Source organism: Nitritalea sp. (genome assembly GCF_054166705.1).
This window is the reverse complement of the sequence record NZ_JBSZCV010000008.1, coordinates 1-26,291: the sequence shown is the minus strand read 5'-3', so window position 1 is coordinate 26,291 and position 26,291 is coordinate 1. Positions and strand designations below refer to the sequence as shown.

Annotated in this window: 26 protein-coding genes and 1 riboswitch; of the genes, 14 read left to right on the top strand and 12 right to left on the bottom strand. The window is 49.9% G+C overall.

The features are described 5' to 3' along the window. The 3 genes from rnr to lipB form a co-directional block, all read right to left on the bottom strand. Positions 1 to 2,157 carry a ribonuclease R gene (gene rnr / locus ACXIT9_RS03975; RefSeq protein ID WP_458054954.1) on the bottom strand — a complete coding sequence of 719 codons (2,157 nt, stop codon included), beginning with the start codon at positions 2,155 to 2,157 and terminating at the stop codon, positions 1 to 3. A gap of 65 nt (positions 2,158 to 2,222) precedes the next feature. Then, the gene (locus tag ACXIT9_RS03970; RefSeq protein WP_458054953.1) at positions 2,223 to 2,624 is read right to left on the bottom strand and encodes a hypothetical protein; all 402 of its coding nucleotides are present in this window, start codon (positions 2,622 to 2,624) and stop codon (positions 2,223 to 2,225) included. Beyond that, positions 2,608 to 3,342, bottom strand: a complete 735-nt coding sequence (gene lipB, locus ACXIT9_RS03965; protein ID WP_458054952.1) for a lipoyl(octanoyl) transferase LipB — start codon at positions 3,340 to 3,342, stop codon at positions 2,608 to 2,610. The genes ACXIT9_RS03970 and lipB overlap by 17 nt, the downstream gene beginning before the upstream one ends. A 138-nt stretch (positions 3,343 to 3,480) precedes the next feature. Between lipB and ACXIT9_RS03960 the strand changes: the two genes are divergently transcribed. Next, on the top strand, positions 3,481 to 3,834 hold the full coding sequence (locus tag ACXIT9_RS03960; protein ID WP_458054951.1) for a YraN family protein: 354 nt from the start codon (positions 3,481 to 3,483) through the stop codon (positions 3,832 to 3,834). 88 nt (positions 3,835 to 3,922) lie between these two features. Here the strand turns inward: ACXIT9_RS03960 and ACXIT9_RS03955 are convergent, their stop codons facing one another. The 3 genes from ACXIT9_RS03955 to ACXIT9_RS03945 are packed head-to-tail and all read right to left on the bottom strand — an operon-like array spanning position 3,923 to position 7,153. Beyond that, a complete protein-coding gene (locus tag ACXIT9_RS03955) occupies positions 3,923 to 4,948 on the bottom strand; it encodes an ABC transporter ATP-binding protein (protein WP_458054950.1) in 1,026 nt (341 codons plus the stop codon). Next, positions 4,945 to 5,964 (bottom strand): iron chelate uptake ABC transporter family permease subunit, encoded by a 1,020-nt coding sequence (locus tag ACXIT9_RS03950; RefSeq protein WP_458054949.1) that lies wholly within the window; start codon positions 5,962 to 5,964, stop codon positions 4,945 to 4,947. The genes ACXIT9_RS03955 and ACXIT9_RS03950 overlap by 4 nt, the downstream gene beginning before the upstream one ends. Position 5,965: 1 nt before the next feature. Next, positions 5,966 to 7,153 carry an ABC transporter substrate-binding protein gene (locus ACXIT9_RS03945; RefSeq protein WP_458054948.1) on the bottom strand — a complete coding sequence of 396 codons (1,188 nt, stop codon included), beginning with the start codon at positions 7,151 to 7,153 and terminating at the stop codon, positions 5,966 to 5,968. A gap of 236 nt (positions 7,154 to 7,389) precedes the next feature. Beyond that, positions 7,390 to 7,614: riboswitch (cobalamin riboswitch) on the top strand. A 133-nt stretch (positions 7,615 to 7,747) separates the two neighbouring features. On the opposite strand from ACXIT9_RS03945, the gene ACXIT9_RS03940 reads away from it, so the two are divergent. The 3 genes from ACXIT9_RS03940 (at position 7,748) to ACXIT9_RS03930 (ending at position 11,595) form a co-directional block, all read left to right on the top strand. Then, entirely contained in the window at positions 7,748 to 9,634 is a 1,887-nt protein-coding gene (locus ACXIT9_RS03940; protein WP_458054947.1) for a TonB-dependent receptor, read from the top strand. Further along, complete coding sequence (locus ACXIT9_RS03935; protein WP_458054946.1) at positions 9,631 to 10,701, top strand: YncE family protein; 1,071 nt, start codon at positions 9,631 to 9,633, stop codon at positions 10,699 to 10,701. The genes ACXIT9_RS03940 and ACXIT9_RS03935 overlap by 4 nt, the downstream gene beginning before the upstream one ends. A 171-nt stretch (positions 10,702 to 10,872) precedes the next feature. Continuing rightward, entirely contained in the window at positions 10,873 to 11,595 is a 723-nt protein-coding gene (locus ACXIT9_RS03930; RefSeq protein WP_458054945.1) for a Dph6-related ATP pyrophosphatase, read from the top strand. A 492-nt stretch (positions 11,596 to 12,087) separates the two neighbouring features. Here the strand turns inward: ACXIT9_RS03930 and ftsY are convergent, their stop codons facing one another. The 4 genes from ftsY to rpmB all read right to left on the bottom strand — a co-directional run bounded on the left by ftsY (position 12,088) and on the right by rpmB (position 13,793). Beyond that, positions 12,088 to 13,047 (bottom strand): signal recognition particle-docking protein FtsY, encoded by a 960-nt coding sequence (ftsY, locus tag ACXIT9_RS03925; RefSeq protein ID WP_458054944.1) that lies wholly within the window; start codon positions 13,045 to 13,047, stop codon positions 12,088 to 12,090. 86 nt (positions 13,048 to 13,133) lie between these two features. Beyond that, positions 13,134 to 13,286: a DUF4295 domain-containing protein gene (locus ACXIT9_RS03920; protein ID WP_458054943.1), complete on the bottom strand. Its 153-nt coding sequence runs from the start codon at positions 13,284 to 13,286 to the stop codon at positions 13,134 to 13,136. 47 nt (positions 13,287 to 13,333) lie between these two features. After that, entirely contained in the window at positions 13,334 to 13,516 is a 183-nt protein-coding gene (gene rpmG, locus ACXIT9_RS03915; RefSeq protein ID WP_009053261.1) for a 50S ribosomal protein L33, read from the bottom strand. A 34-nt stretch (positions 13,517 to 13,550) separates the two neighbouring features. After that, entirely contained in the window at positions 13,551 to 13,793 is a 243-nt protein-coding gene (rpmB, locus tag ACXIT9_RS03910; protein ID WP_009053262.1) for a 50S ribosomal protein L28, read from the bottom strand. Positions 13,794 to 14,210: 417 nt separating this feature from the next. Here rpmB and rocD point away from each other — a divergent pair, with 417 nt between their 5' ends. Next, positions 14,211 to 15,500, top strand: coding sequence for an ornithine--oxo-acid transaminase (gene rocD / locus ACXIT9_RS03905; protein ID WP_458054942.1), 1,290 nt, complete (start codon positions 14,211 to 14,213; stop codon positions 15,498 to 15,500). 468 nt (positions 15,501 to 15,968) lie between these two features. Then, the gene (locus ACXIT9_RS03900) at positions 15,969 to 17,177 is read left to right on the top strand and encodes a porin (protein ID WP_458054941.1); all 1,209 of its coding nucleotides are present in this window, start codon (positions 15,969 to 15,971) and stop codon (positions 17,175 to 17,177) included. 62 nt (positions 17,178 to 17,239) lie between these two features. Here ACXIT9_RS03900 and ACXIT9_RS03895 read toward each other — a convergent pair whose 3' ends face one another. After that, positions 17,240 to 18,361, bottom strand: a complete 1,122-nt coding sequence (locus ACXIT9_RS03895) for a trans-sulfuration enzyme family protein (protein ID WP_458054940.1) — start codon at positions 18,359 to 18,361, stop codon at positions 17,240 to 17,242. A 17-nt stretch (positions 18,362 to 18,378) separates the two neighbouring features. Then, positions 18,379 to 18,858: a DUF4293 domain-containing protein gene (locus ACXIT9_RS03890; protein WP_458054939.1), complete on the bottom strand. Its 480-nt coding sequence runs from the start codon at positions 18,856 to 18,858 to the stop codon at positions 18,379 to 18,381. Positions 18,859 to 18,963: 105 nt separating this feature from the next. Between ACXIT9_RS03890 and truA the strand changes: the two genes are divergently transcribed. From truA to ACXIT9_RS03850, 8 genes are all read left to right on the top strand, one after another. Beyond that, positions 18,964 to 19,719 carry a tRNA pseudouridine(38-40) synthase TruA gene (truA, locus tag ACXIT9_RS03885; RefSeq protein WP_458054938.1) on the top strand — a complete coding sequence of 252 codons (756 nt, stop codon included), beginning with the start codon at positions 18,964 to 18,966 and terminating at the stop codon, positions 19,717 to 19,719. Positions 19,720 to 19,723: 4 nt separating this feature from the next. Further along, on the top strand, positions 19,724 to 21,496 hold the full coding sequence (locus ACXIT9_RS03880) for an ABC transporter ATP-binding protein (protein WP_458054937.1): 1,773 nt from the start codon (positions 19,724 to 19,726) through the stop codon (positions 21,494 to 21,496). 112 nt (positions 21,497 to 21,608) lie between these two features. Next, positions 21,609 to 22,217: a hypothetical protein gene (locus ACXIT9_RS03875; protein ID WP_458054936.1), complete on the top strand. Its 609-nt coding sequence runs from the start codon at positions 21,609 to 21,611 to the stop codon at positions 22,215 to 22,217. After that, a complete protein-coding gene (locus tag ACXIT9_RS03870) occupies positions 22,214 to 22,747 on the top strand; it encodes a hypothetical protein (protein ID WP_458054935.1) in 534 nt (177 codons plus the stop codon). The genes ACXIT9_RS03875 and ACXIT9_RS03870 overlap by 4 nt, the downstream gene beginning before the upstream one ends. Positions 22,748 to 22,818: 71 nt before the next feature. Further along, positions 22,819 to 23,376 carry a hypothetical protein gene (locus ACXIT9_RS03865; protein ID WP_458054934.1) on the top strand — a complete coding sequence of 186 codons (558 nt, stop codon included), beginning with the start codon at positions 22,819 to 22,821 and terminating at the stop codon, positions 23,374 to 23,376. 98 nt (positions 23,377 to 23,474) lie between these two features. Next, a complete protein-coding gene (gene hemE, locus ACXIT9_RS03860; protein WP_458054933.1) occupies positions 23,475 to 24,503 on the top strand; it encodes a uroporphyrinogen decarboxylase in 1,029 nt (342 codons plus the stop codon). Between the two features lie 397 nt (positions 24,504 to 24,900). Then, positions 24,901 to 25,635: a DUF6733 family protein gene (locus tag ACXIT9_RS03855; protein WP_458054932.1), complete on the top strand. Its 735-nt coding sequence runs from the start codon at positions 24,901 to 24,903 to the stop codon at positions 25,633 to 25,635. Positions 25,636 to 25,896: 261 nt separating this feature from the next. After that, positions 25,897 to 26,133, top strand: coding sequence for a hypothetical protein (locus ACXIT9_RS03850; protein WP_458054931.1), 237 nt, complete (start codon positions 25,897 to 25,899; stop codon positions 26,131 to 26,133). Positions 26,134 to 26,291: the final 158 nt, after the last annotated feature.

Genomic DNA, 26,291 nt, shown 5'->3' with positions numbered 1-26,291 from the left:
TCAATCAAATTCTAAGTCTATCGTTCTACGGTTAATGTCGGTGGCAGTAACCCGCACCGTGACCGCATCGCCTAAGGTGTACATCTTTTTATTTTTACGCCCGATTAGACGCATGTTTTTCTCATCGAAATCGTAGAAATCATCGTTCATATCCGCCACACGGACCATACCCTCACACTTGGTTTCGGTCATTTCTACATAGACGCCCCATTCTGTGACTCCGGTAATGATGCCTGGGTAGGGACGGTCCTCTGCTAAACTCATGTATTCCACCTGCTTGTACTTGATGCTAGCACGCTCGGCATCGCTGGCACGCTTTTCACGTTCAGAAGAATGCGCACACTTGACCTCCCAAGGTTCCGCATCGGGGCTTTTGCCCCCGTCTAAATAATGCTGCAGCAGGCGATGCACCATCATGTCTGGATAACGCCGGATCGGAGAAGTGAAGTGGGTATAATGCGAAAAAGCCAGCCCAAAGTGCCCTTTCGGCTCTGTGGTGTACTTGGCTTTGGCCATAGAGCGGATGGCCAGCTGCTCGAGGACGTTTTGCTCCGGCTTGCCTTGAATCTCCTCCATTAAGGCGTTTAACTGTGCAGCAACTTGCGTTATATTGGCCAGCTTCAGGCTATGACCAAAACGCTTCGCAAAGGTCCCGAACGTCTCCAATCGATCCTCGTCCGGACGATCGTGTGTCCGGTAAACGAAGGTGTCCTTGCCATTGTTCTTGCTGTAGATAAAAGTAGCTACGGCCTTGTTGGCTAAAAGCATAAACTCTTCGATCATCTTATGGATATCTTTGCGCTCCTTCACCATCAGCCCTTGAGGGACACCTTTTTCATCTAGCTTGAACTTCACTTCCACCGTTTCGAAATTGATGGCACCCTGCTCGAATCTTTTAGCGCGTAGTGCCCGCGCGATGGCATTCAGGTGGGTGAGCTCCTCGAAGTAGTCTCCACTCGCCTGATCGATATTTTCCTGTGCCTCCTCATAGGCAAAACGCCGGTCGGAGTGAATCACCGTGCGCCCGATCCACTGCTTGTGCACCTTGCCGCTATCGTCGATTTCGAAGACGCAGCTGAAAGTCAACTTATCCTCATGTGGACGTAGGGAGCAAAGGCCATTACTCAGACGTTCGGGGAGCATCGGAATCGTCCGGTCCACCAAATACACTGAGGTGGCGCGCTCATAGGCTTCTCGCTCTAGGGCGGTCTTCGGTTGCACATAATGGGTTACGTCGGCGATGTGCACCCCCACCTCAAGCAGGCCATTCTCCAGTTTTCGGTAGGAAATGGCATCGTCGAAGTCCTTCGCATCCGCTGGGTCTATCGTAAAAGTGGTCACCCCGCGGAAATCTTTTCGCTGCGCAATTTCCTTTTCGGAGATCTGATCGGAAATCGCCTCCGCTTCCAAGTGTGGCTCCTCTGGATATTCAAAAGGCAGCCCAAACTCCGCGATGATACTGTGCATCTCCACCTCATGTTCGCCCGCCTTACCTAATACGCGCACCACGGATCCGATCGGATTCTTATCGTCTTCCTTCCAGTCATGCATCTTGACCACCACTTTCTGGTTGTGCAGAGCGCCGTGAAGTTGATCCTTAGGAATAAAGATGTCTTGGTGCATTTTGCGAAAGTCCGGCACCACAAAGGCGAAGCGCGGAGAAATCTCGATGCGTCCCACGAACTCCTCTCGTGCCCGGCTAAGTATCTCCAGCACGCGCCCCTCTAAGCGGCCCGAATGATTCCGCCCAGGAAATACCATGATCCGCACGCGGTCGCCGTCCAGAGCATGCTTGAGCAAACTTTCCTTAATGATAACATCTTCTTCCAAGCCCGAGCTGGCCTGTGGTATTACATAGGCAAAACGTGGATTTACATAATCCACCTCGCCTTCGAAAAATTGGGGCTCCTTCGTGGAGCTGTAGGCATTTCGTGCATCCTTACTGACATCGCCCTTTTGGAGGAGCTGCTGCAGCACCCGGTCGATACCACCCCGCACGACAGGGTCTTTGATGCTGAGTTTATTCGCTAGCTGCTTCGCATTAAAGGCTTTCCCATAATGCTGATCTAAAAAGTGTAAAATCTTGTCAGCCAGTTGTTTGGCGTCCAAGCCCTTTCCTGTCTTTTGTTTTTTATTTTTATTGTGTTTTCTTCCCATAAAAGCGTGTTTTACGCATGGCCTTTTTGTTCCATGCGGTGATCTGCCCCCACCGGGACGACTTTTTAGGAATGAAGTACTCCGTCTAAGCCCAAGGCAGGTATCGGTCGGATATTCTCATCCGCGATACTCCCTGCAGTGAAGACAAATTTTTTGTCAAAAATTTTATCTAAAATATAATAACTTACCCAATATTCATTAGATAAGGCGAAAAGCTCTGGCTGAATCGGCTCTATGCGAGCGAAAGAGGAAGGCCCGAGCTCTCCAATCATGTGCCGCAGCACACTGGTTTTTTTCTCCTCTCCATCGATAGTGCCATAACCCTTCGAAGTGATGAGCACCGTGTGAAGCTCGATCAAGTTATGGTTTATGATATATACGGCCCACTGGCTTTCTCCAGCTACCTCTTCTTTGGCGATAGCTAATTTTACTCCTGCTACAGGCTCGAAATCAATGTCCTTTTTCATGTTCTTGTATAGTCATCTCAAATAACGCTGCCAGATGCCCCAGAAGACGCACCTTCACCGCTTCCATATCCAGTACTGCACCCAGCTCCTGTTCCATAGAGGTGACAGCCTTATCCCGAATGCCACAGGGGACGATATAATCGAAGTACTCCAAATGAGCATTTACGTTTAGAGCCAAGCCATGCATGGTCACCCAGCGGCTAGATTTTACCCCCATAGCACATATTTTCCGCGGATTTACCTGCTCCACATGGTCTAGCCAAACCCCCGTAAGTCCTTCTATGCGGCCAGCACTGAGCCCGTAATCCGCTAGCGTCAGAATTACCGCTTCCTCTAATAAACGAAGGTACTTGTGGATATCCGTAAAGAAATTTTCCAAGTCTAAAATCGGATAGGCCACCAGTTGCCCGGGCCCATGGTAAGTAATGTCACCCCCTCGATTAATCTTATAAAAACGGGCATGAATAGCCTCCAGGCGCTCATCACTCAGCAAAAGGTGCTCCGGAGCACCCGATTTACCTAGTGTGTACACATGAGGATGTTCTACGAACAAAAGGTGATTTTCGGTCGGCAGCTGCTCAGCCTCTGGTAAGCGACGATTTTCGATTTTCTGGCTGACGATCGCCTGAAAGCGCCTCTCCTGCTCGTCCCACACCTCTTTATAGTCGCGGAGACCCAGGTCCTCGAAATAAACGTTTCTGTTTAGGTGGATATTCAAATGTGTCTATTTTTTTTTGTACCTTAGCTGAAAGGAGTGCGGCTTTTGGTTAGTCGATTCGGTAGTTTTTTCTTTTTGCGCTTCGCGCAAAGTGCACGCTCCTAGAAACTTTTTCAAAAATACTTAAAATTTTTCAGCATGGACATGCGGACGATCGGTTTTCAAGCAGAAAACTTGGCCAGAGAATGGTTGGAAGCACGGGGGTATCATTTCGTGCAGGCGAATTATCGCTACCAACATGCCGAGGTGGATTTGATTATGACCCACAGTAAAACAATGGTTTTTTTCGAAATTAAGTTCCGGACCAATCTCAGCTATGGCTACCCGGAGACTTTTGTGTACCGTAGTAAACAGCGTCTAATTATTCGTGCGGCGGATTATTTTGTGCACCGTGTAGACTGGAAACATGGAATTCGTTTTGATATCATCGCGATCGAGCAGCTAGCCGGCAGGCCACCGCTCATCACGCATTTTCAGGATGCTTTTTATTAGGCGCAAATGACAGGCCTTTTTGGATAGGACGGACAGAATGCTAAAACGCGGACTCTGCTCTCTTCATTGCTGGATGAAGCTGCTTCTTTTACCGGAAACGCTGGCGGAAGTCTTCTCGAACTTCTGAGATACTCGTGTACACTGCTAGGATTTTGCTGCTGGCTCCTTCTTGTAAATGGGCACGAAAGGGACCGTCTTTGACGATTAGCCGGAACTGTGAGGGCAGCAGGATATCTGCTTTGGCTAAAGCCTGACTGAGCCACTTCACCGCTACGGCATCCCCGGATATACCTTCAGAGGCCGTGAAGGCCTGAAAACGCATGCTGCCCTGCAAGCGATCAAAATACAAGGGACTACCCTCGAAAAGGGAGGCTAGAGCGCCAGTGAGGATCAGGTCCTCGGGGCTGCCACTCAGCAGGGGCGACCCGCAGCGCATCAGCCAAAAGACATCCGCTGTTTCGATAGCGATGTCCAGGTCGTGCGTCACGACTAAAATGGCTTTTTGATGGCTGTGCGCCACCTCCCGCAGGAGCTGCATGATCAAGTAGCGGTTAGGGAGGTCCAGATGTGCCGTGGGCTCATCTAAGATCAGCAGCTCGGTCTCTTGCGCTAGCGCCCGTGCGATGAAGACCTTCTGTCGCTGTCCATCACTCAGCTCCTGCACCAGGCGGCCACGAAGGTAAGCGACACCTGTGTCCGCGAGTGCCTTGTCGATGGCCTCCAAATCCACGGAGCGTAGGCGCCCGGTCCATCCGGTATGCGGAATGCGGCCCAGTGCGACGAGCTCCTCCACCTTTAAGTTCGCCGCAGCATGGCGCCCCGTAAGGACGACAGCGAGCTGCCGCGATAGTCGCTCGATCGGCACCTGACGCACATCTTGTCCCTGGAGGAGCACCTGTCCCTGAAGGGGCGGCACTTCTCCTAAAAAGGTTTGGATTAAGGTGGATTTACCGACACCATTCGCCCCTAACAAGCAGGTGAGCTGTCCTTTTTTGAGGTCTAAGTTGATCTGCTCGGCTAGGGGAGGGGCCAGTGATTTCGTGTAGCCGATACTCAGGTCACGGCTACTCAGTACGGTGGTGAGGTCTTCGGTGCTGACGCTGTGTCGGCTCATAGGCTTTTACTGAAATTTCGTTTTAAGATCAGGGCGATCACGATGGGCGCGCCGAAAAGGCTGGTGATGGCATTCAGCGGGAGTGTCGTAGCAGCGCCAGGTACTTGGCTGATGCTGTCGCAAAGCAGCAGCAGGCAGGCACCCACTAGGGCGGTACCTGGAAAGAGGATGCGATGCTGGGCGGTTCGGAAGAGCAGGCGCGCGATGTGTGGGACTGCAATGCCTATAAAGGCAATCGGTCCACAAAAAGCGGTGGTGGCGCCAGCGAGTAATCCCGTGCTCACCAGCATGCTACGGCGTAAACGACGGGTGCTGATGCCCATACTTTTGGCGTAAGCCTCCCCTAAAAGCATGGCGTCAAAGGCTTTAAACTGGAAGACTAGCGGAAGTATTCCCAGCAGGCAGACTAGTGCGAAGAGCAGTACATCGGCCATCGGTAGGCTTCCTAAGCTCCCCATGGACCAGACGGTGTACCGCTTCAGCTGTTCGGCATCACTGAAATAAGCCAATAAGGAAACGATAGATCCTGTCAGACTACCCACCATCAAGCCTACGATTAGCAGCGTCATGCTATCACGCACGCGCCAGGCTGTAAAACTGATCGCTAGCAGCACGAGGGCAGCACCTAGGGAGGCAGCCAGCGTGATGCCATAGCTTCCCCAGGTGGCAGCGATAGGCAGCTGAAGTGCCGATCCGCTCAGCAGTAAAACAGCCACTCCAAGTCCCGCGCCAGAGCTGATGCCGAGTACATAGGGTCCTGCTAATGGATTTTTAAAGAAGGTTTGCATCTGCAGGCCACTGAGACTGAGTGCGATTCCCGCCAGGATCGCCGTTAGGGCTTTTGGAAGCCGGTAAGCGAAGAAGATGAGCTCATGGCTTTCTCGTAGGAAGGGCTCACCAAAAATGCGACGCAAAAGCTCCTGTGGAGGAATCGACACCGAGCCGATGCTCAAGGAGAGCAGCAGAAGGCCGCATAAGGCCAAAGAGAGCAAGAGAAAGAGCCAGGTGCTGCGCATATTACTTTTCAGGTAAGGGGAGGTAAAAATGCATCTGCTCCTCAGGTAGCGCTTCCGCTCCGAAGATGCGGATCAAATCTTCTAAGATGAGATCGGGTCGAAGATACGCGATTTCAAAGTAGGGAAGCCCACCCCTCGCTGATTTTTTTAGCCCATAACTGAACACCTGCTGTGTTTTAAAGGGGGCGAAAAAGGTATATCGCTGATCACTGGCCGCCAAAGCCGCTAAAGAGGGCACATCCGATGGTCCCAGCCACACATCGGCCTCTAAAGCCCGGTCCAGCACCTGCTCGAAGCTCAGAGTTTGGCTGCCAACTCCTTTTACGTCTTCAAAAATGTAGCTGCCTCCAGCGTCGCGGATCAACTGGGTATTCCAAGAGTCTACACTGGGCACATACCAAATGTCCTGATAGAGAATGCCCGTCATGACGCGAACAGGTTTTATTCGCCTTTGCGATAGCGCCTCCGCCCGCTCCCGTAGGGCTTCATAGCGGGAAGAGATGTCAGCAAAGACCTCCACCGCCTCTTCATAGTGGCCTACTACGGCGGCGATGACCTTGCTCCACTCCGCACGGCCTAATGGATGCGGTTCGATAAAGTCGCCTATCGGCAACACATAGATGCCGGCTTCCTCCAAGAGTCTGGCGCTACGGTCTTCCGCTCCCAAATGGCTGTTTAGTACAATGTCGGGCTGAAGGTCGAGCACAGCCTCCACATTAAGCCCTGCATTTTTTCCCAACTCCTGCACCTTTCCTGCGGCGATCCGCTCGCGTACGGCAGGGGAACTGATCAGGTCCGTATTCGGAAAGGCAAGTAAGCTTTCTAAGGCTCCTACTGCTTCCAAAGGAGGAAGATGGGAGGTGGCAGTGGCAATAAGCCGCTCGGCCGGGGGTATCCAGCGATAGGTGATTTCGCGCAGCGCCGCTTGGGTTCTGGCATCCGGTGCGTCCTCTCCGATCAGTAGGTAAGCAGGCTTTTCTTGTCCCGGATACCCTTGCAGAATTTCGATTAGGTGGTAGCTGTTTATTTGATATAGTTTAAAGCCTGTTGCGTAAGCAAGTGGCAGGGGCTCCCAAAGTCCATCTTTTTCGCTTTCTTTTGGGCTACAGCCCAAAGTCAGGATCAGCCAAAGCAGGCAGAAAATCGAGATAAGCTGGGTGTGGAGGATAGAGGTTTTTACTCGCTTCACAGGTAAATAGGCGTTTAATGAAGGGATTCAGATACTTATTGACACGCTTTTCTCGAAAAGGAAAGCGGCAGAAAGAGGGAGCGTGTAAGATCTTCTTTACGCAGTCTCATGTATACAAAGTAAAGCAAGAGATTTTTTTACCTTGATTTTTTTCATGATTTTTTTTCTCATTTCATAAGATGTAAAATTCATATAGTTTTTAGTAGTGGTAGTGGATTCTTAACATTTCCTTTGTATGTTTGTAGCGGTTTTTAGGTTTTAGCTGTTCCACTCATGAGCTGCTAAATTAAAAGGGAATCCGGTGTAAATCCGGAGCTGTCCCCGCAACTGTAACCCGAGTGCGTCGTGTCTGCGGATCGCGCATTAGAGATGTTCCACCCACCGAGGGCCATTGTGCGAGTGCATGAGAAGGCCGGAGCATCCAGGGAAGTCAGGAGACCTGCCTGTAACCGACAGTAGTTCAAAGCTTTCGGGTGAAAAGCTGAGCGAATCAGTCAGTGTGCCGGTCGTCTTGTGATGCTCGCGCCATTCTTTCTTTTTCCTCTTTTACCAAATCGCTTTGGAGTAAATCGTTTGTATTCATTCCATAGTCGCATGAACAGGTATGTCTTTCTTTTCCTTAGCCTCTTCGGTGGCTGGGGAGTTTCTGGCGTGGCATGGGCCGCCGTCACCGATACCCTTGAACTCCAAGCGGTGTCTGTGCAGGCGATTCCGGTGACCAAGTATGCCTACGGTCAGGCGGTACACACCGTGGATGCCGAAGCCCTGCGCCGACACCCTGGGGAAAGCCTTGGGGATTACTTGCAGCAAAAAACGGGTTTGTTCGTCCGGCAGTATGGTGCGGGGATGTTACAGACAGTCAGCACACGAGGTACTTCCGCGGGCCATCATGCCGTCTTTTGGAATGGTCTCCCGCTGAATAGCCCCTCCTTAGGACAAATAGACTTTTCGCTTTTACCACTTGCAGGCTTCGATGCTGCCCATGTGTTTATGGGCAGCGCAGGGGCTAATTTCGGTACCGATGCCATCGGGGGGAGCACCCACCTAGAGACCCAAGCTGATTTCACCCCTGGCCATCAGGTGCAGCTAGACCATGGACTGGGCAGTTTCGGCCTTTGGAATAAAAGTCTACGCTATCGCTTTGCCGCAGGCAGCTATGCGCAAAGCACCACACTGTACCGACAGTTTACCCGGAATGATTTTCCCTTTCGCAACTTAGCCCGGCGTGAGACGCCTGTGGAGCGGATGCCGCATGGACGGGTGGAGCAGCTCGGCCTGGTGCATCAAAGCAGCTATACCCTTTCCGATCGGGATCAACTGAGCATGGCGCTCTGGTGGAACAGTGCCGAGCGGGAGATTCAGCCTGTTATCGGCTCGAATACGCGAGATGTGCAGCTGGACAACAGTCTCCGCGTGGTCGTGGACTACTTTCGCTATGCTGCGGCTGGAACGCTAAACCTGAAGGCAGGAATCGTCCACGATGAAAATATTTTCAATGCCTCACAGAACCGCACGCGGCAGCATCTGGCTGCGGGGGAGTGGGACTGGAAAGGGAATGAGTGGATCGCCGCTAAATCGGGCATCCGCTACACGCGGGCGATCGGCAGGCTCAGCACCTATGAGGCAGAGGAAGACCGGCTGGAGCTCTACCAATCCTTTAATGTGACCCCTAGCCCCCGTCTTGGTTTTTCGGTCAATTTGCGACAGTTTTGGTTTGATGGCGAAGCGGCACCTTTTACGCCCAGTTTAGGCTGGAACTGGCAGTTTTGGCAGGGCGAAATCCATAAGCTGCGCCTGGTAGGAACGGCTGCCAGAAGTTTTAAAGTACCCACCCTGAACGATCGCTTTTGGGAGCCTGGCGGCAATAGGGACCTACTGCCTGAGGAAAGCTGGAGCCTGGAGACGGGCTTCGAGCACCGCATGGAGAGCAAACGCTGGAAGGTGGAACAGCGACTCACTGCTTATGCTATGTGGGTGGACAACTGGATCGTATGGCTGCCCACGGGTAACTTTTGGAGCCCTTCGAATATCCGCGAAGTCCACAACCGGGGGCTCGAATACCAGGGAGAGTTACAGGTGCAGCTAACAGCGAGACAGCATTTCGGTCTGCGGGCCACTTATAACCATACAGTAGCGACGAATGTAGGCGCGGTACGTGAAAATGACCGAACAGTCGGGAATCAGTTGCCCTACACCCCTTTTGACAAGTGGAATGCTCAGCTCACCTATCGGATAGGACCTCTAGAAGTAGGGGTGAACCAGCAGTTTGTGGGAGATCGCTTTATCAGTTTGGATAATAGCACACGCGTAGCGGCTTATCGCCTTACGGACTTGCATGCCGCCTATACGTGGCGCTGGAGGGGCTATGGCGGCCAGGTCCAAGGGCGTGTGCTGAATGCTTTCAATACCGAATATCAAGTACTCCGGCTGCGTGCCATGCCGGGCAGAAATTATACCATCCATTTTACTGTAAACTTATGAAACACGTAGTAAAGTCCTTTTTGTATCTCCTGACAGCAGGATTCTTTTTAGCAGCTTGTAGTGAGGATAGTTCGATGCCCACGCCTACGCCGAATGAGCCGGAGGCAGGCCCTTTTGCTGAAGGTATCTTTGTCGTGAACGAAGGGCAGTTCGGACAAAACAACGGGGAAATTTCACTTATTGACCTGGAAGAGGGTACGGTACGTTTATCCTTGTTTGAGGAGGTGAATAGCCGACCCTTTGCAGGTATTATCCAAAGTATGATCGACAATGAAGACCTCACGTATTTAGTGGCGAATACTGGTAAAGTAGAGATTGTGAATCGCGATGATTTTGAGAGTGTGGGCGCTGTCGAGGCAGACTTGGATCTTCCTCGGTCACTGACTGTCGCTGGTGGGAATTTGTACATAAGCGACTGGGGACCTTTCGACGCTAACTTTGGCAGCCCCGACTCTTACATCGCCGTGGTGGAAGATGTCCGTGGCGGTACTGTAGCGCGAAAAATCCCCGTCCCGAGCCGGCCGGGTGCGATGCTGCTCCGGGGAAATCAACTTTTAATCGCTGCATCTGCTGCTAGTCGGCTGGTCGTTTTAGATCTAGGCACCGAAGAAGTGCGCGAAATTGAGGTGGAGGGTGCTCCCGCCGGATTTCTGGAGCATGACGGTGGCTTACTCCTCTTTGCGCGAAGCGGATCCACTCTTTTTCTTCATGAATTAAATGCAAGTACCTTCGCCATCGTGGACACACACATGATCACCTTGGAAAATGCCACGAGTATTTTCGATAAGCATGAAAATACCCTATATGTTGGCGCGAACGATCCCTTTCCTGCCACCGGCTCTGTAGTGGCAGCGATCGATCTCACTAGCCGTCAGGTGACGAATCCTGCGTTTTATTCAGGAGAAAACCTATATGGCCTGAGTGTGAACCCCGCGAATGGGGACGTTTGGGTGACCGATGCCGCCGGTTTTCAGAGCAATGGGCAGGTATTTCGTTTGAATGCGCAGGGAAATCTCTTGGATACTTTTAATGTAGGGGCGGGGCCAAATAACGTCATTTTCCGCTAAGGAGAAGCTTTCAGCCTTTGTCCTATTGCTTCCGCCGGATACGTAGGCGATTAAGGAGCCAGCCCTGGGGATCGTTTTCTCCCTTGGCTGGTTTTCTTTTTTTAGGCTGAAGCGGCGGCACTGAGAAAGACTTCGTATATTCAAATATTCAATTTCCTTATTTCTTATCGTATGTCCGTCTTCAGTCCTATTACGGCCCCGGCCCCAGTGAGTATGAGCTGGTCCGGGGGTAAAGACAGTGCGTTAGCACTCTATTATATGCAGCTGGATCCCCGTTATGAGGTCGTCTCTTTGCATACCACTTTTGGGGAGGAGACACGCCGCGTGGGTATGCACGGTGTCCGTTTGGAGGTGATCGAGCGACAGGCGGATGCACTTGGCCTGCCTTTGAAACCGCTTTTTTATCCAGCTTCAGGGGATAATGGGGCCTTCGAAGCGTGTATGCGTCACTTTTATCAAGACTGTCAGCAGCAGGGCATTCAGCATATAGCCTTTGGGGATATTTATTTGGAGGAGTTGCGGAAGTATCGGGAGCAGCTGCTGCGGCCCTTTGGGCTGGAGCCAGTGTTTCCCCTTTGGGGCAAAGGGACCGATACCCTTATGAGGGAATTTTTGGCTCAGGGATTTGTGACGGCTATTTGTGCCTTAGATCTGGATAAATTGCCCGAGGAGTATGCGGGAGAGACGCTGAGTTTTGAGTTGCTGGAAACCCTTCCTCCGGACGTTGATCCATGTGGTGAAAATGGAGAATACCACACACTTTGTATCGATGGCCCTATTTTCAAACGCACCTGTCAGGTGTTAAAAGGGGATAAGCTGCTGCAAGAGTATCACTATCGTACTTCTGATGGTCAGGAACACAAGAAACGCTTTTTGTTTCATGAATTTTTCTGAAGGTCAAGCCCTAGGGCAGCAGGCCGATGGAGCTATTTCCCGGCAATAAAAAGAGAACTCGAGACACAGTTTCATAAGCTATCCCTCCAGCCCTGTCTGGTTCTATTAGTAGGTCCTCAATCGTCTTTCTCTTTTTCATTCTTGTAAAGTTAGCAGACACACTTAAATGAACAGTCTCGTCTCTAAATGAACAGTCTCAATCGAAAGTAAACGAAAGCAAAAATCTGCGAATCGAAAGCAATCGAAAGCAATCGAAACCAAACGAAAGCAAAATAACTCGAAATCGAAAGCAAACGAAAGCAAAGAAGAAAGAAACGAAAGCAAAGAATAAAGAAACGAAAGCAAAGAATAAAGAGACGAAAGCAAACGAAAGGAAAAGAAAGCGAAAAAAGAGTAAAGCGAAAGTAAGCGAACAGAAAAGCAAAAGTCTGCCAATAAATTCTGGCAGACTTTTTTTACAGCGTACAGAGCGTTCTCAACGCAGCGGAGCCCTTATTTTTTTTGAAACAAAGCTTCTACGAAGGCCTTTCTGTTAAAGACCTGTAGGTCACTCACTTTTTCGCCCACGCCAATATACTTGACGGGGATTTTAAATTGGTCTGAGATCCCGATAACCACCCCACCTTTAGCGGTACCGTCTAGCTTGGTAATGGCTAAGGAGGTGATTTCTGTCGCTTTCGTAAACTCTTTTGCCTGTACGAAGGCATTTTGGCCGGTGCTGCCATCGAGTACCAGCATAATATCATGTGGAGCATCGGAAATAAACTTCTGCATCACACGCTTGATTTTACTCAGTTCATTCATGAGGTTCACCTTCGTGTGCAGTCGACCGGCTGTATCTACGATCACCACGTCGGCCTGCATTTCAACAGCCTTCTTCACGGTATCAAAGGCCACTGAGGCGGGATCCGCATGCATGCCATGCGAAATCACCGGCACATCGACGCGCTCGCCCCAGAGGATAAGTTGATCCACAGCCGCGGCGCGAAAGGTATCGGCAGCGCCCAGCACCACCGATTTTCCTGCAGCTTTAAACTGATGGGCTAATTTACCGATGGTGGTGGTTTTCCCCACACCGTTCACTCCGACCACCATGATCACATAAGGCTTTTTATCTTCAGGCAGGGAAAAGGCGGTCTCTTGGTCTACGCTTTTATTTTCTTCGAGCAGGCCAGCGATTTCCTCGCGTAAGATGACATCTAGCTCAGAGGTATTTAGGTATTTATCTTTCGCGACGCGCTCTTCGATGCGCTTTATTACCTTAAGCGTGGTATCTACACCGACATCTGCGGTGATTAGAATTTCTTCCAGCTCATCCAGTACCTCCTCGTCTACGGTGGACTTACCGACGATGGCTTTTCCTAGTTTGGAGAAAAAAGTCTCATTCGTTTTTTTCAAGCCCTGATCCAGACTTTCTTTTTTCTCTTTCGAAAAGAAATCAAAAATTCCCATGTATGCTGCCTATTAACATTCGAATATAACGAAAAAAGTCCCAGGAGTAAAACTCTGGGACGATCTAATATCCACCGAGGTAGCTATTATTTCTTAAGGGTTTCCTGCACCAAAGCGGTTGGAACCATCTCTTCCTTGAAGGTATAAGCACCAGTCTTTTCAGACTTGATCGCACGGATAACTTTAGCGTAAGTTACACCACCTTCTTTTTTTAGGGTCGCTACTACTTTCTTAGCCATAATTGTATCTTTTTAATGGGCCACCGTAAAATGAACCCTGTAAAACCTTACTTAATCTCTTTATGTACCGTCACCTTCTTTAGGATCGGGTTGAATTTTTTCAACTCAATGCGCTCCGTCGTGTTTTTACGATTTTTCGTCGTAATGTAACGGGAAGTACCCGGCATGCCAGAAGTCTTGTGCTCTGTGCATTCTAAAATAACCTGTACTCTATTACCTTTCTTCGCCATCTCGGTGTAAATTTATATCGTTCTGCTAATCGGATTACTTAATGATGATCATGCCCTTACGCTCAGCATCTTTTAATACTGCGCTGATGCCGTTCTTATTGATCGTTCTGAGGGCTTTGCTGCAAACCTTCAAGGTAATCCACGCATCCTCTTCCGGAACATAAAAAGACTTCTTGTGCAAGTTCGGATAAAACTTACGCTTCGTCTTGTTGTTCGCATGCGATACATTATTACCTACTCGAGGTCTTTTACCGGTGATTTCACAAACTCTTGCCATGATATATTCAAATGTATAGTATTGACGTATTTCTAAATGAGTTTGCAAATATCGACCTTTTTAACGAATATACAAAAGTAAGCAGAAAAATATTTCCCTAAATTCCTGTAATTCATCGGGGTATTCGGGCGGTCTGTCCACTTTTTAGTCTCCTGCTCTGAGCTTGCTAGCGAAAAGTCCCCCTTTGCGGCTCGCCGCCCAGCGGGCACCTGCTCAGACGTGCCGATTTTTTATTTTCCGAGAAATTCGCTTTGCGGCTCGCCGCGCCCCTTTTTCGGCTCTATTCTGGTCGGGGCTGCTTCTAAAAAAGGGCCGCTATTCCGCTTAAAGCTAGCTGACCAGGATCTGTGGCGTGAAAGTTTTTAAAGCCAAAATCCTTTTAGTAGCTTTGTTTATACGAGAAGACACTAAAAGGTTATGGAAACGATAAAAACGAGTCAAGAAGCCATCGCTTTAGAGCATGCGTATGGCGCGCATAATTATCACCCGCTGCCGGTCGTGCTGGCGCGTGGAGAAGGGGTATACCTGTGGGATATCGAAGGCAAGCGCTATTTTGATTTCCTGTCGGCATATTCTGCCGTAAATCAAGGGCACTGCCATCCGCGGATTTTGCAGACGCTGGTGGAGCAGGCGGGGACGCTGACGCTGACCTCTAGGGCTTTTTATAACGATCGCCTCGGTCCTTTCGAAAAGTACATCACCGAGTACTTTGGTTTCGAACAGGTGCTGCCGATGAACACGGGCGCTGAGGCGGTGGAGACGGCGGTAAAGATAGCCCGTAAATGGGGCTATGAGAAAAAAGGGGTGCCGGCCCATCAGGCGAAAATCATCGTGGCGGATAATAATTTCCACGGAAGGACGACGACGATCATCTCCTTTTCGAACGATGAGAATGCTCGGAAGGATTTCGGTCCCTACACGCCAGGGTTTATCCGTATCCCTTATGACGATGTGTCGGCCCTGAAGGAGGCGCTCCAGGATCCGGATGTGATCGCCTTCCTAGTGGAGCCTATCCAGGGGGAGGCGGGTGTCTACACACCTGCGACATCGTATATGGCAGAAGCCGCGGCTGCCTGCCGAGAAGCGGGGGCGCTTTTTATTGCAGATGAAATCCAGACGGGCATCGCACGGACGGGCTCGCTGCTGGCCGTCTGTGGCCACTGTACCTGTGCGGGGCACTGTGAGCAGCAGCCGGCTACTTATGTGCGGCCAGATATGCTAATCCTCGGTAAAGCCATCTCCGGAGGGTTTTACCCAGTATCCGCCGTGCTGACGGATAAGGCCATCATGGAGGTGATCCGTCCCGGTCAGCATGGCTCTACCTTCGGGGGGAATCCACTCGGGGTGCAGGTGGCCATGACCGCCCTAGAGGTGGTGCGGGATGAAAAATTGGCTCAAAATGCACGGCGTCTAGGGGAAATTTTCCGAGAACGTATGCAGCAGCTGGTGGACCGCTGCGAGATTTTGAGCTTGGTTCGGGGAAAAGGGCTTCTAAATGCGATCGTCGTGAATGATTCGCCCGATAGTAGTACGGCTTGGGACATGTGCGTAGCGCTGAAAGAGGAAGGCCTGCTGGCCAAACCGACCCATGGAAATATCATTCGCTTCGCGCCGCCACTGGTGATGACCGAGGAGCAGCTGCATGCCTGCTGTGCGATTATCGAGAAGGTGGTCCACCAGTTCGAGGCCTCGCATAAGGCGGTGTAAGCCGACAGGCGCCCTGCGGGCAAAGGGCACGTAGCTGCGTCTGGCTTTTGGTCCTCCTGCTGCCAGGGAGCGGGCGTGTTTCTTAGGGTAGCCGAAAAGTGGGTCTGCTGACTCCTCTTTTCGGCTACCCTTTTTTTCCCTTTGAGGTGACGGCTATTTGACCAGCTGGCGCACCAAACTCCTCTTTTCGGCTACCCTTTTTTTGCCCTTTTGGATGAGTGGCGCTGAGGAACCCCTAGGGAGGCTTCATAATTTCTTAACATAAAAAAGGGCTTTTAAAGGGGGTTAAAGGTGTTTTTATGGAAAATTCTACATCCGGGAGGGGGTAGGTGTTTCCGGATTGTAAACAGCGGTCGGGAATGCGAGTAATTCCTTCGCAAATCCGTAATAATAGCCTAATGGTTTCTTCACAGCTTAAGAGAAAATAAAGGAGACCTTTGTAGCGCTGTACTAAAACGAACTAACGCGATGCGTTACATCTTCCTCACGATCTGCGTGTGGGCGGGAATAGGAATGAGCTTGCTTGCAAGGCCTGCTGCTTCTGACTCCGTCGGCACGGAACAGGCGCGTGTGCCCCAAGCTTCCAAGCCCTGGTATGAAACCATCCAGTTGAGAGGCTATGCGCAGCTGCGCTACAACAGGCTTTTAGAGACTAATCCCAACTTGCAATGCGAGCAGTGCGATCGGTCCTGGGGCGAAAATGGTGGTTTTTTCTTCCGTCGGATCCGTATGATTTTTTATGGGCAAATTCATGAGCGGGTGTACATGTACATTCAGCCGGATTTTGCGTCAGGAGGGAACAATACGGTCCAAATACGGGATGCCTATTTCGATCTGGGGATCGACCGCAAGCAGGAGTTTCGCCTTCGCATCGGGCAGTCAAAAGTGCCCTTTGGCTTCGAAAACCTGCAGTCAAGTCAAAACCGGATCGCATTGGATCGAAACGACGGTTTGAATTCTGCTGTGGCGAATGAGCGTGACATCGGTGTGATGGCCTACTGGGCACCGACGCACATCCGCAAGCGCTTCAGTCATCTGGTAGCATCTGGGCTTAAAGGATCAGGGGATTACGGCGTCTTCGGTCTGGGGCTTTATAATGGGCAGACAGCGAACAGCCCCGAGAGAAACAATAGCCTCCATGTGGTTTCGCGCGTCACCTATCCCTTCGAGCTGCCATCGGGCCAGCTCATCGAGGGCTCTTTTCAGGGGTATACGGGGAAATTCGTGATCAACAGGAACCCGCAGACGGATTTCGATCAGACAGAGTTCGAGGAGTTCCGTTATGGGCCGAGCTTTATCTTGTACCCACAGCCTTTTGGGATACAGGCGGAGTTCAACTGGGGGAGAGGCCCCGAATTTAATCCGGAAACGAATGAGGTGGAAGATGCTCCACTTCAGGGGGGCTATGTCTTAGCCTCTTACTACCTGCAGACGGGAAAGGATTTATTCATTCCCTTTACGCGCTACCACTATTATGCTGGGGGTAAAAAGCATGAGCTGGACGCCACCCGTCATCGCGTTCGCGAGTTAGAAATCGGTGTGGAATGGCAGCCCCATCGGCATTTTGAGTTGGTAGCCATGTATACGATTTCGGACCGAACGGCAGAAAATTCGCTGAACCCATCGAATCGGCAGCGGGGTTCCCTTTTGCGCCTGCAGGCGCAAATCAATTTCTAAGCAGGGGATAAATCGCAGGACACATGCTCCGTGGAGGCACCGTGGAGGCCAGCAGTGGTGAACTACTTATTTTTACAGTGGTTGATCGCCTGCGCCAGGTCGTTCATAAGGTCTTCAGGATGCTCTAGGCCGACGGAGAGGCGGATTAGGTTTTCAGGTGTTTTCGTGTCGGGGCCCTCCACAGCGGCGCGGCGTTCGATCAGCGATTCTACACCGCCGAGGCTGGTGGCATTCGTAAAAAGCTGTAGGCGCGCTATAAACGCGTCCGTATCGGAGGCGTCTCCTTCGAATAGTAGGCTCATCATCCCACCAAAGCTGCGCATCTGGGTGGCGGCTAGTTCGTGCTGAGGGTGACTGGGTAGGCCGGGGTAGTACACTGCTGTAATGGAGGGGGTAGCTTCCAGAAAGCGAGCGATGCACAGGGCATTTTCTGCATGGGCGCGCATGCGGTAGGGGAGCGTTTTGACGGAGCGGGCTAAAAAATAGCAGTCGAAAGGAGCCGGTACCGCACCCCCTATCTGCTGAATGCTCCGAATTTTTTCCCATAGTGGACTTTTTTCCGCCGTAATCAGGACGCCTCCCGTCAGGTCGCTGTGCCCTCCGATGTATTTTGTGCTACTATGCAGGACCAGGTCTGCACCTAGAAGGAGTGGCTGCTGCACCAGAGGACTTGCGAACGTATTGTCACAGGCCAGGGCCACTTTTTTCGCCTGGCAGAGCTGGCTGATGGCCCGGATGTCGCTTATTTTAAGGAGAGGATTTGAAGGGGTTTCCACCCAGACCAGGGCAGTCTCCGGTCGGAAGGCGCTGCGCAGGGCTTCCAGGTCACACATGTCCACGAAATCCACCTCTAGGATTCCAGCGAACAGATTTTTAAGCTGTAGGCGTAATCCGTGGTACATGTCATCGGGTGCGAGGACATGACTGCCTGGCGGCAAAGCCTGAAAAACGGCCATCCCCGCCGCATTGCCGGAGCTAAAGCAAGCAGCCTCCAGGCCCGCTTCCAGTTGCGCCATTACCTTTTCTAGGGCTCTTCGGTTCGGGTTATCTGTCCGACCGTAGAGCAGAGCGCCTTCTTCATGGCGAAAGGTGGTGGAAAGCGTGATCGGCTGTATGACCGGATGCTCTCCGGCTACATGTTCATTTCCTGCGTGAATGGCGATAGTTTCCGGTTGTAGCGGCATAGGTGGTGGTGCTGGTGTTAACGGATGCGGTCTACAGAGCGCACTAATTTTTCATCCTTTCGGATGAAGCGATTCGCTAGCATGTTCATGACTAGCGCGAAAAATACGGACCAAAACCCGAGTACAAAAGCTCCATTTACGCCAGGGTTTATGATTTCATTCGCCTGGTGTACCTGCCACACGATGCTGATGACCGTTCCCATCATGAGCAGGGCATTTACCATGTTGAGCATGAGCTGGCGGCCTCGGTTTTTAAATTGGAGCAAGCTAAATAGGGCGAGCAGTGCTGAGGTGAGCGCTAGTCCCCCGATGTAGAAAACAGATTTTTCGGCCAGCACCTCCTGGGAGTCTATCGCGATGGTTTTCAGGTTCCAAGCCGTCAGCATCATGCGCTGCGTTTGGGCGGGATTTACCTGTTCCCAGATGGGAGAAAAGGCTACAAGAACCATGGCCACGGCCAAAAGAAAGAGAAAGACAGTTTGGATTCTTTGAATCATTACATTAAAATTTTAACAAATAAAAAGGGTTATTTCTTGATTCACAAGGTAAAGATAGGGGAAAGGGGGGGAAATTAAGCGGCGCCTTGGTTATCTTTGCAGGTGATGAGGAGATATTTTATGCACTTGGCCTATGATGGCAGCCCCTATCATGGCTGGCAGACACAGCCGAACGCGCATACGGTGCAGCAGGAAATTGAGGAGGCGCTGGCCCAGATCTTGCGCCGCCCCTGCCCCATTATGGGAAGTGGTCGCACGGATACGGGCGTACATGCGCTGGAGCAGGTTGCGCATTTTGATGTGGAAGAAGCGATAGAGGAAGCGCTGCTTCGCAAAAAGTTAAACGGTATTTTACCCCCGGCCATTGCCATTCATTCCATTCAGGAGGTGCAGGCTGAGGCGCATGCACGCTTTGATGCTGTAGACAGGAGTTATTGCTACCAGGTGCGGCTGCGAAAGGATCCCTTTGCGCCGGGGCGCGCCTGGACGCTTTACCAGAACCCTGACCTAGAAAAAATGAACGAAGCGGCGCTTTTTTTGTTAAAGCAAGAGGATTTTCAGTGTTTTAGCAAAGTCCATACCGATGTGCGCCATTTTCGCTGTTCCCTTTACGAGGCCTACTGGGAGCAGGAAGGGGATGCCCTACGTTTTCATATTCGTGCGAACCGTTTTCTTCGGGGGATGGTGCGTGCCATCGTGGGGACTTTAGTGGCCTTAGGGCAGGGCAAGGTCTCGCTGGGGCAGTTTCAGGAGATTTTAGCCTCAGGAGATAGGCGTATGGCGGGGGCGGCAGCGCCTCCTTATGGGCTATATTTAAGTAGTGTGCGCTATCCGGAGTCCGTTTACAAGACGAAACAGTAGAATTTTGAGTTTAGAACAAGAAAAAGTTAAGAGTGGCGAAATCATCGATACCCAAGTGCTTAAAAAGCTCTACGGGTTCGTTCAGCCCTACCGCAAGCAGTTTTTTGCTTTGGTGTTTTTGACGATAGCCCTGGCTATTTTGGCGCCCACGCGCCCCTACTTCATCCAAATCGCCATAGATGAGCATGTGGCCATAGGGGATCAAGCGGGCTTGCTGCGCATCATCTATCTGCTGATCGGACTCATGGTGCTGCAGGCCATCGTACAGTTTCTGCATACGTACCTTTCGGGCTGGATCGGGCAGGTGATCATTCGCGATATTCGGATCAAGCTCTACCGCCATCTGACACGGATGCGGCTAAAGTTTTTCGATAATACGCCGATCGGCAGACTGGTGACGCGAAATATCTCGGATATCGAGACCCTGGCAGATGTCTTTAGCGAGGGCTTGGCAGCCATCATAGGAGACCTGCTTCAGCTCATCACCATCCTCGGGGTGATGTTTTATATTGATTGGAAACTGACATTGGTAAGTTTATGTACGCTTCCATTTCTGATAATTTCAACCTATGTGTTTAAAGAAAAAATTAAAGTAGCTTTTAACGATGTACGCAATGCCGTTTCTAACTTAAATGCATTCTTACAGGAGCACATCACGGGGATGAATATTATCCAAATTTTTAATCGTGAGCAGCGGGAGTACGACCGGTTTAAGGCGATCAACAAAGATCATCGCACCGCGCATATCAAGTCGGTGCTGTATTATTCGATTTATTTTCCCGTCGCGGAGATCATCCAGGCGATGGGGATCGGGTTGGTGGTCTGGTACGGAGCTACCGGGGTATTTAATATGGAACTGCAAGTCGGTGTGCTGATTTCCTTCATCATGTACCTGCAGTTGTTCTTCCGTCCGATTCGTATGATCGCGGATCGGTATAATACCCTGCAGCTGGGCGTGGTCAGTTCGAGTCGCATTTTTAAGTTGCTCGATTCTAAGGAGCACATCGCGGATGAGGGGGCTTTCGCGCCAGATAAAATCACTGGTGAGATTCAGTTGAAGCAGGTATGGTTTGCCTATAACGAAGAGGAATGGGTGCTAAAAAACATTGATTTTAAGGTGGCCTCCGGCCAAACGGTGGCACTGGTGGGGGCTACGGGTGCCGGGAAATCTTCTATTATCAATCTGATCTCTCGCTTTTATGAAATCAATAGAGGGGAGATTCTTTTAGACGGCCGAAATATCCAGGAGTATAGCTTGGGAAATTTGCGGAAGCATATCGGTGTCGTCCTGCAGGATGTTTTTCTGTTTTCGGATACCATTTATTACAACATCACGCTAGGGAACCCAGACATCAGCCGTGAGCAGGTGCTGGCGGCGGCGGAGCTTGTCGGTGCTCGGAAATTTATAGAGCGGCTTCCGGGTGGCTTGGATTATAATGTAATGGAGCGTGGAGCTACTCTTTCGGTAGGGCAGCGGCAGCTCATTTCCTTTGTGCGCGCGATGGTTTACAATCCTGCGGTCATTATTTTAGACGAGGCCACTTCTTCTGTGGATACCGAGACGGAAGAGCTCATTCAGTCGGCGATCGAAAAAATGATGCAGGGACGTACCAGCATCGTCATCGCTCACAGGCTTTCCACGATCCAAAAGGCCGATCGTATCATAGTCTTGCATCAGGGCGAGTTAAAGGAAAGTGGAACCCACGAGGAACTCTTGCAGCAGCAGGGGTACTATGCAAACTTACATCAGATGCAGCTAAAGTCTGTGGCTATTTAGGCGATGTGTAGGCTGGGCACGGTTTTCGAGTGAAAGTTTTCGAGAAAAAGTGCTGCTTTTCCCTTTTCAAGGAATAGTTTTGCGCGATTAATGAGTTGAAATGCTTAAGAAGATGAAAAAGCTGAGGTTTTTAGTATGTGCACTGCTGATAGGCGGTGGTGTATGGGTGCAGCCTGCACAGGCACAGGAAGATGGTGTAGGGCTTCGTCTAGGTGAGCCACTTTCGGTAACCTACAAGAAGTTTTTAGACGAGTTTTTCGCCTTAGAGCTGATGATAGGAAGTGCCGGGCCGAACAGCCAAGGCTATTATCAGCGCGCTTTCGAGCGCCGCCCTACGGTTCCGAATGCTTTTTATGGCGGGCATTCCCACACGGGGGGCTTTTCCATAAATTTACGGGGGATGATCCATGAGGACTTCACAGGTGATTTTGGAATTTCTGAAGGCGTACTTTTAGGGTACGTGGGGGCGGGTGCACAGCTGCGTTCTATCGGGGTCAACTATCTCTATACGGATCCTTCTATTAACCCGAATATCCCACTGCGTGACCGCAGGACCAACATTGACTTTGGGGGAGAGATTTTTGGTGGTGGAGAGTATTATTTCGATGAGCTACCGATCAGCGTTTTCGCAGAAGTGGGTTTGTTTTTGCAGGTGCTGGATCGTTTTGGTCATCTTCGCTTGCAAGGAGCCATCGGGGTACGTTACTTATTAGGAAGATGAACAAGAATGCTGCATTAGGGACGGGTTTTCTGCTGATTTTACTTGTCGGGTTCGGCTTATGGAAACGCTACAGCGCTAATTATGAATTGTCTCTGACCCAGCAAGAGGCTGACTGGACACTATATGGCGAGTGGTTTATTGGCACCCCAGCAGAGAAACGCATGAAGCAAGTTTTCGAGCGGGTGGAGGCGGAGGTGTCCGGGCAAGGGGCTATTTTGCATACTTGGTATGCGCAGGAGCCTGCCGGCAAACTAGATACCTTAGCTGTTTTTATCGGGGGGGAGAAGCCTTATGCAGGGGCGGAGGTTTTGGCCGTAGGCCAAATGGAAGCCCTTATCGCTTCTGTGGTAGCCGATCGACGACAGCTTCCCGGACCTGAAAAGGTGAAGCGCTCCTTGGTGGAGTTTGCTCAGGAAAAGGGGCTCCCTCGGCCAGAAATTTTCATCGACCGCCTAATACGGGAAGATTCAGTGGTGGTTATCGGCTTGCCTGCTGGCAAACTTTCTTGGCCAGAAAAAAAGAATAAATGAACGTAAGCGAATTTTATTCGTATCTAGAAGTAGATTGGTACTATTTTAGTGCATAAGACGAATAAAATTTTATGGTAAAAAAATACATTTTAGCAGCGATGGCCATAGGCTTTATGGTAGTTGCTGCCTGCGAAGGACCTGCGGGGCCTCCGGGTTTAGAAGGACCTCCAGGACCTCCAGGGGGCTTGCTTTTAGCTGAAGTAGAAGAAATCGTGGTGAATTTTACTGAGGAAAACAATTTCACCTTCGTGCGTAATCCAGACGATTCTCCTATTTTCCCCATCGAGGAATCAGATGTAGTGTTGTTTTATTTGCTTTGGGAGACTACTGCGGATGATCCACCTTTGGACATATGGAGACCTGTTCCACAAAACATCTTTTTTCCTGAGGGCGTATTGATTTACAATGCGGACTTTACTCGGGTAGATTATTCGGTGTTTTTAGAGGGGACCTTAAACCCTGCCACGGCGGGATCGGACTTTACCCAAAATCAAGTTTTTCGTGTGGTGGTGCTTCCCTCCCAGTTTCTCACAAATGGGCGAGTGGATGTCAACGATTACCACGCGGTCATGAAGTTGATCGGTAATCCGGAGAGTAAAGATATTCCCCGCTTCGATCTTACGAAATAAATGTAGATAGGTCGTGTAGTAAGAAAAATAGCAGCTTTTATAGGCTGCTATTTTTATGCCTTGACCTAATTTAATTCCTTAACCCCTATCTTTGCATCATGCAATTACAAAATGACCTTCTCTTACGTGCGGCTCGTGGCGAAGCTGTGGAGCGCACCCCTGTTTGGCTGATGCGTCAGGCGGGCAGGATTCTTCCGGAATACCGTGCTGTACGGGCAAGTGTAAGTGGTTTTATCGAGTTAGCTCAGACGCCGGAACTGGCTGCGGAAGTGACTATTCAGCCGGTAGATTTATTAGGTGTGGATGCTGCTATCATTTTTTCTGACATTCTCGTGATTCCGGAGGCGATGGGCTTACCGTATGAGATGGTAGAAAAGCGCGGTCCTTTTTTCCCGAAGACCGTGAAGTCCTCCGCTGACTTGGCAACTTTACGTATCGCAGATGGGGTGGATGATCTCAGCTATGTGATCGAAGCCATAAAGATTACGAAAAAAGAATTGGCGGGCAGGGTGCCACTCATTGGTTTTGCGGGGGCACCGTGGACGATCTTCGCCTACATGTTAGAGGGTAGTGGGAGTAAAACTTTTTCTCGAGCACGTGAAGCGCTGTATACGAACCCTGAGTTTTCGCATCAGCTACTCCAGATGATCACCGACAGTACGATAAACTATCTTCGGGCTCAAGTAGCTGCTGGCGCGGATTTAATTCAAATTTTCGATAGCTGGGCAGGAATTCTATCTCCAGAACATTACCTTACCTTTTCACTTCCTTATATCGAGCAGATCTGTGCCGCTCTACCAGAAGTTCCGCGTACGGTGTTTGCCAAGGGTGCTTTTTTTGCATTAGAAGAAATGGGGCAGCTCTCATGTGAAACGATAGGCTTGGACTGGAATATGCGTGTTGAAGATGCGAAGCATCAAATCGGCCCTGGAAAAACACTTCAAGGAAATCTAGATCCAGCGGCTCTTTATGGCACGCACAAGCAAGTGGAAGAGGCTACTCGTGCCATGCTGGCTCGTTTTAAGGGCGTGCCACACATCGCCAATTTAGGGCATGGGGTGTACCCAGATATTGATCCTGCTAAGGTGAAGACGTTTATTGAAACGGTTAAAGGATATCGGTCCTAATACGTCTTGTTTACATACTTTGATCTAAAAAGGGGCTTATGCCCCTTTTTTTTTGGTCTTAATTTTTTGTCTTGGAGGGGGTAAGGTGCTGAGGAAAGTAGCCCCTTTCTTATTAGTTTATAGCGTGTTCTTACAAATAGTAGCGGGTAACGTACAAAATGGGGCTTTTTGGCTCCTGAGTCGTATCGTTTTTGGGTGGTGTAAATAAAGGGCTTCAATTTTGAAAAAAGCGTAACTTCCTCTATTTTTGATTGAAAATTATACTTAAAAAACTTAAAGCTATTGCAAAAACAAAAATTATGGTTAATTTTACAAGCGTAAACCACTAAGTGCATGTAGGCCGGCTACACGACAAGTGTCAAATTAAAGCAGTTTAAACATTAACCTATTAAACAAGATGAAATCAAATCTTACTCAAGGGGTAGGGAAAGTTCTTGTAGCTTTATCCTTCCTATTCGTCCTCTCTACTTCTTCTTATGCACAGTCCGATGAGAAGTTTAGTTTAGATGTCACCCTTAATTCAGATCAGTTTTTCGGCTTCTATCCTTTTTTCACGGGTAGCTATGCAGTGAGCAGTACATTAGACTTTACTTTCTATGGTATTCAGTGGTCTGGTGGAACTGGTGGTGCATGGGGCAACTGGACAGAGTTCGGTGTCGGTGTTAGTGTCGATATTGCGGAGGGTGTTAGTTTTAATCCACAAATTGGTATCCTTGGAGGAAATTTACTTTCCTCAGGTGCTGGCGGTGCTTCTGTTTTAGGCGATGGTTTTGTGCCAAATGTGACGATCGGCATTGATCGTGCGAAAACAGAGGGTGAAATTTATGCAGGTTTTTACGCGCCTGGACGTAATAAGGCACCTGAGGATGGGACTACCTTGTCTTTTCTGCATTACTGGGCGAATTTTGGTTACAAGGTCTCGCCGTTTTTCTCTTTAGGAGGACATTATGAGCACCTCATCAATACGGGTGGATCGAATGTAGAATCTTCTACTGATACGTATCAGTGGTTAGGTCCCTATGTGCAGTTTGCAGATCCAAATGGAGGGGCCATGGTACGCTTTGCCTTCGGTACAGATCTGGTAGAAGGTCAAGATTCTTTCTTCAAGCTCACTGTGGGCTATAGCTTCTAACTTATGTGTATAATCAAAAACAAAAGCCATCCAAAGGGATGGCTTTTGTTTTTTTGCTGGCTGTATTTTCTGGAGTATCTCTTCGATCAACCCTTGAAGGCAGGTTTCTACACCTTGGTGTTGCTTTTTATTTGAAGCGGTTGATACTGGCGGAGGCTGCTGATTCGGATGAGTTGTAAACTTGTTAGTAACATTCGAGCGTTATTTTTTTGTCATTGAAGGGTTTTAAAATGTCATGATATGGTTAATTATTGTTTTTAAATGACTTTAGACCATATAAAAAACCTTTATTCGAGGCAAATAAATAATAAAAATAACTTGCTTTATTCAGGCTTAATAGCCCTCTTTACTGTATCCTTAACCTTTATGCAGGTAAGCGATGCCTATGCGGTGCCTTGTGAGTTAGTAGAGGTCTACGAAGGAGGTGCAGTTGCCTTGTATGATTGTGGAGAATATGGTAGGGTTTTAGTTGCTAAAGGAGCAACTGTTACACCATGAGCGTTTTCGAAAAATTGGGGGGAGAAATCCCCCAATTCACTAATAATTACAGGTTATGAAAAAAATAATTTTGTTGTTTTGCATTTGTTTTTCTTTACTCGCTGGCTGTACCACTGGTATAGATCAGGAGCAATTTACACTTACGGAAGGGGCGATCG

Coding starts and splice junctions, on each gene's coding strand:
- rnr (WP_458054954.1), bottom strand. CDS start 2,157: ATGGGAAGAAAACACAATAAAAATAAAAAACAAAAGACAGGAAAGGGC.
- ACXIT9_RS03970 (WP_458054953.1), bottom strand. CDS start 2,624: ATGAAAAAGGACATTGATTTCGAGCCTGTAGCAGGAGTAAAATTAGCT.
- ACXIT9_RS03960 (WP_458054951.1), top strand. CDS start 3,481: ATGGACATGCGGACGATCGGTTTTCAAGCAGAAAACTTGGCCAGAGAA.
- ACXIT9_RS03955 (WP_458054950.1), bottom strand. CDS start 4,948: ATGAGCCGACACAGCGTCAGCACCGAAGACCTCACCACCGTACTGAGT.
- ACXIT9_RS03950 (WP_458054949.1), bottom strand. CDS start 5,964: ATGCGCAGCACCTGGCTCTTTCTCTTGCTCTCTTTGGCCTTATGCGGC.
- ACXIT9_RS03940 (WP_458054947.1), top strand. CDS start 7,748: ATGAACAGGTATGTCTTTCTTTTCCTTAGCCTCTTCGGTGGCTGGGGA.
- ACXIT9_RS03935 (WP_458054946.1), top strand. CDS start 9,631: ATGAAACACGTAGTAAAGTCCTTTTTGTATCTCCTGACAGCAGGATTC.
- ACXIT9_RS03930 (WP_458054945.1), top strand. CDS start 10,873: ATGTCCGTCTTCAGTCCTATTACGGCCCCGGCCCCAGTGAGTATGAGC.
- ftsY (WP_458054944.1), bottom strand. CDS start 13,047: ATGGGAATTTTTGATTTCTTTTCGAAAGAGAAAAAAGAAAGTCTGGAT.
- ACXIT9_RS03920 (WP_458054943.1), bottom strand. CDS start 13,286: ATGGCTAAGAAAGTAGTAGCGACCCTAAAAAAAGAAGGTGGTGTAACT.
- rpmG (WP_009053261.1), bottom strand. CDS start 13,516: ATGGCGAAGAAAGGTAATAGAGTACAGGTTATTTTAGAATGCACAGAG.
- rpmB (WP_009053262.1), bottom strand. CDS start 13,793: ATGGCAAGAGTTTGTGAAATCACCGGTAAAAGACCTCGAGTAGGTAAT.
- rocD (WP_458054942.1), top strand. CDS start 14,211: ATGGAAACGATAAAAACGAGTCAAGAAGCCATCGCTTTAGAGCATGCG.
- ACXIT9_RS03900 (WP_458054941.1), top strand. CDS start 15,969: ATGCGTTACATCTTCCTCACGATCTGCGTGTGGGCGGGAATAGGAATG.
- ACXIT9_RS03895 (WP_458054940.1), bottom strand. CDS start 18,361: ATGCCGCTACAACCGGAAACTATCGCCATTCACGCAGGAAATGAACAT.
- ACXIT9_RS03890 (WP_458054939.1), bottom strand. CDS start 18,858: ATGATTCAAAGAATCCAAACTGTCTTTCTCTTTCTTTTGGCCGTGGCC.
- truA (WP_458054938.1), top strand. CDS start 18,964: ATGAGGAGATATTTTATGCACTTGGCCTATGATGGCAGCCCCTATCAT.
- ACXIT9_RS03875 (WP_458054936.1), top strand. CDS start 21,609: ATGAAAAAGCTGAGGTTTTTAGTATGTGCACTGCTGATAGGCGGTGGT.
- ACXIT9_RS03870 (WP_458054935.1), top strand. CDS start 22,214: ATGAACAAGAATGCTGCATTAGGGACGGGTTTTCTGCTGATTTTACTT.
- ACXIT9_RS03865 (WP_458054934.1), top strand. CDS start 22,819: ATGGTAAAAAAATACATTTTAGCAGCGATGGCCATAGGCTTTATGGTA.
- hemE (WP_458054933.1), top strand. CDS start 23,475: ATGCAATTACAAAATGACCTTCTCTTACGTGCGGCTCGTGGCGAAGCT.
- ACXIT9_RS03855 (WP_458054932.1), top strand. CDS start 24,901: ATGAAATCAAATCTTACTCAAGGGGTAGGGAAAGTTCTTGTAGCTTTA.
- ACXIT9_RS03850 (WP_458054931.1), top strand. CDS start 25,897: ATGACTTTAGACCATATAAAAAACCTTTATTCGAGGCAAATAAATAAT.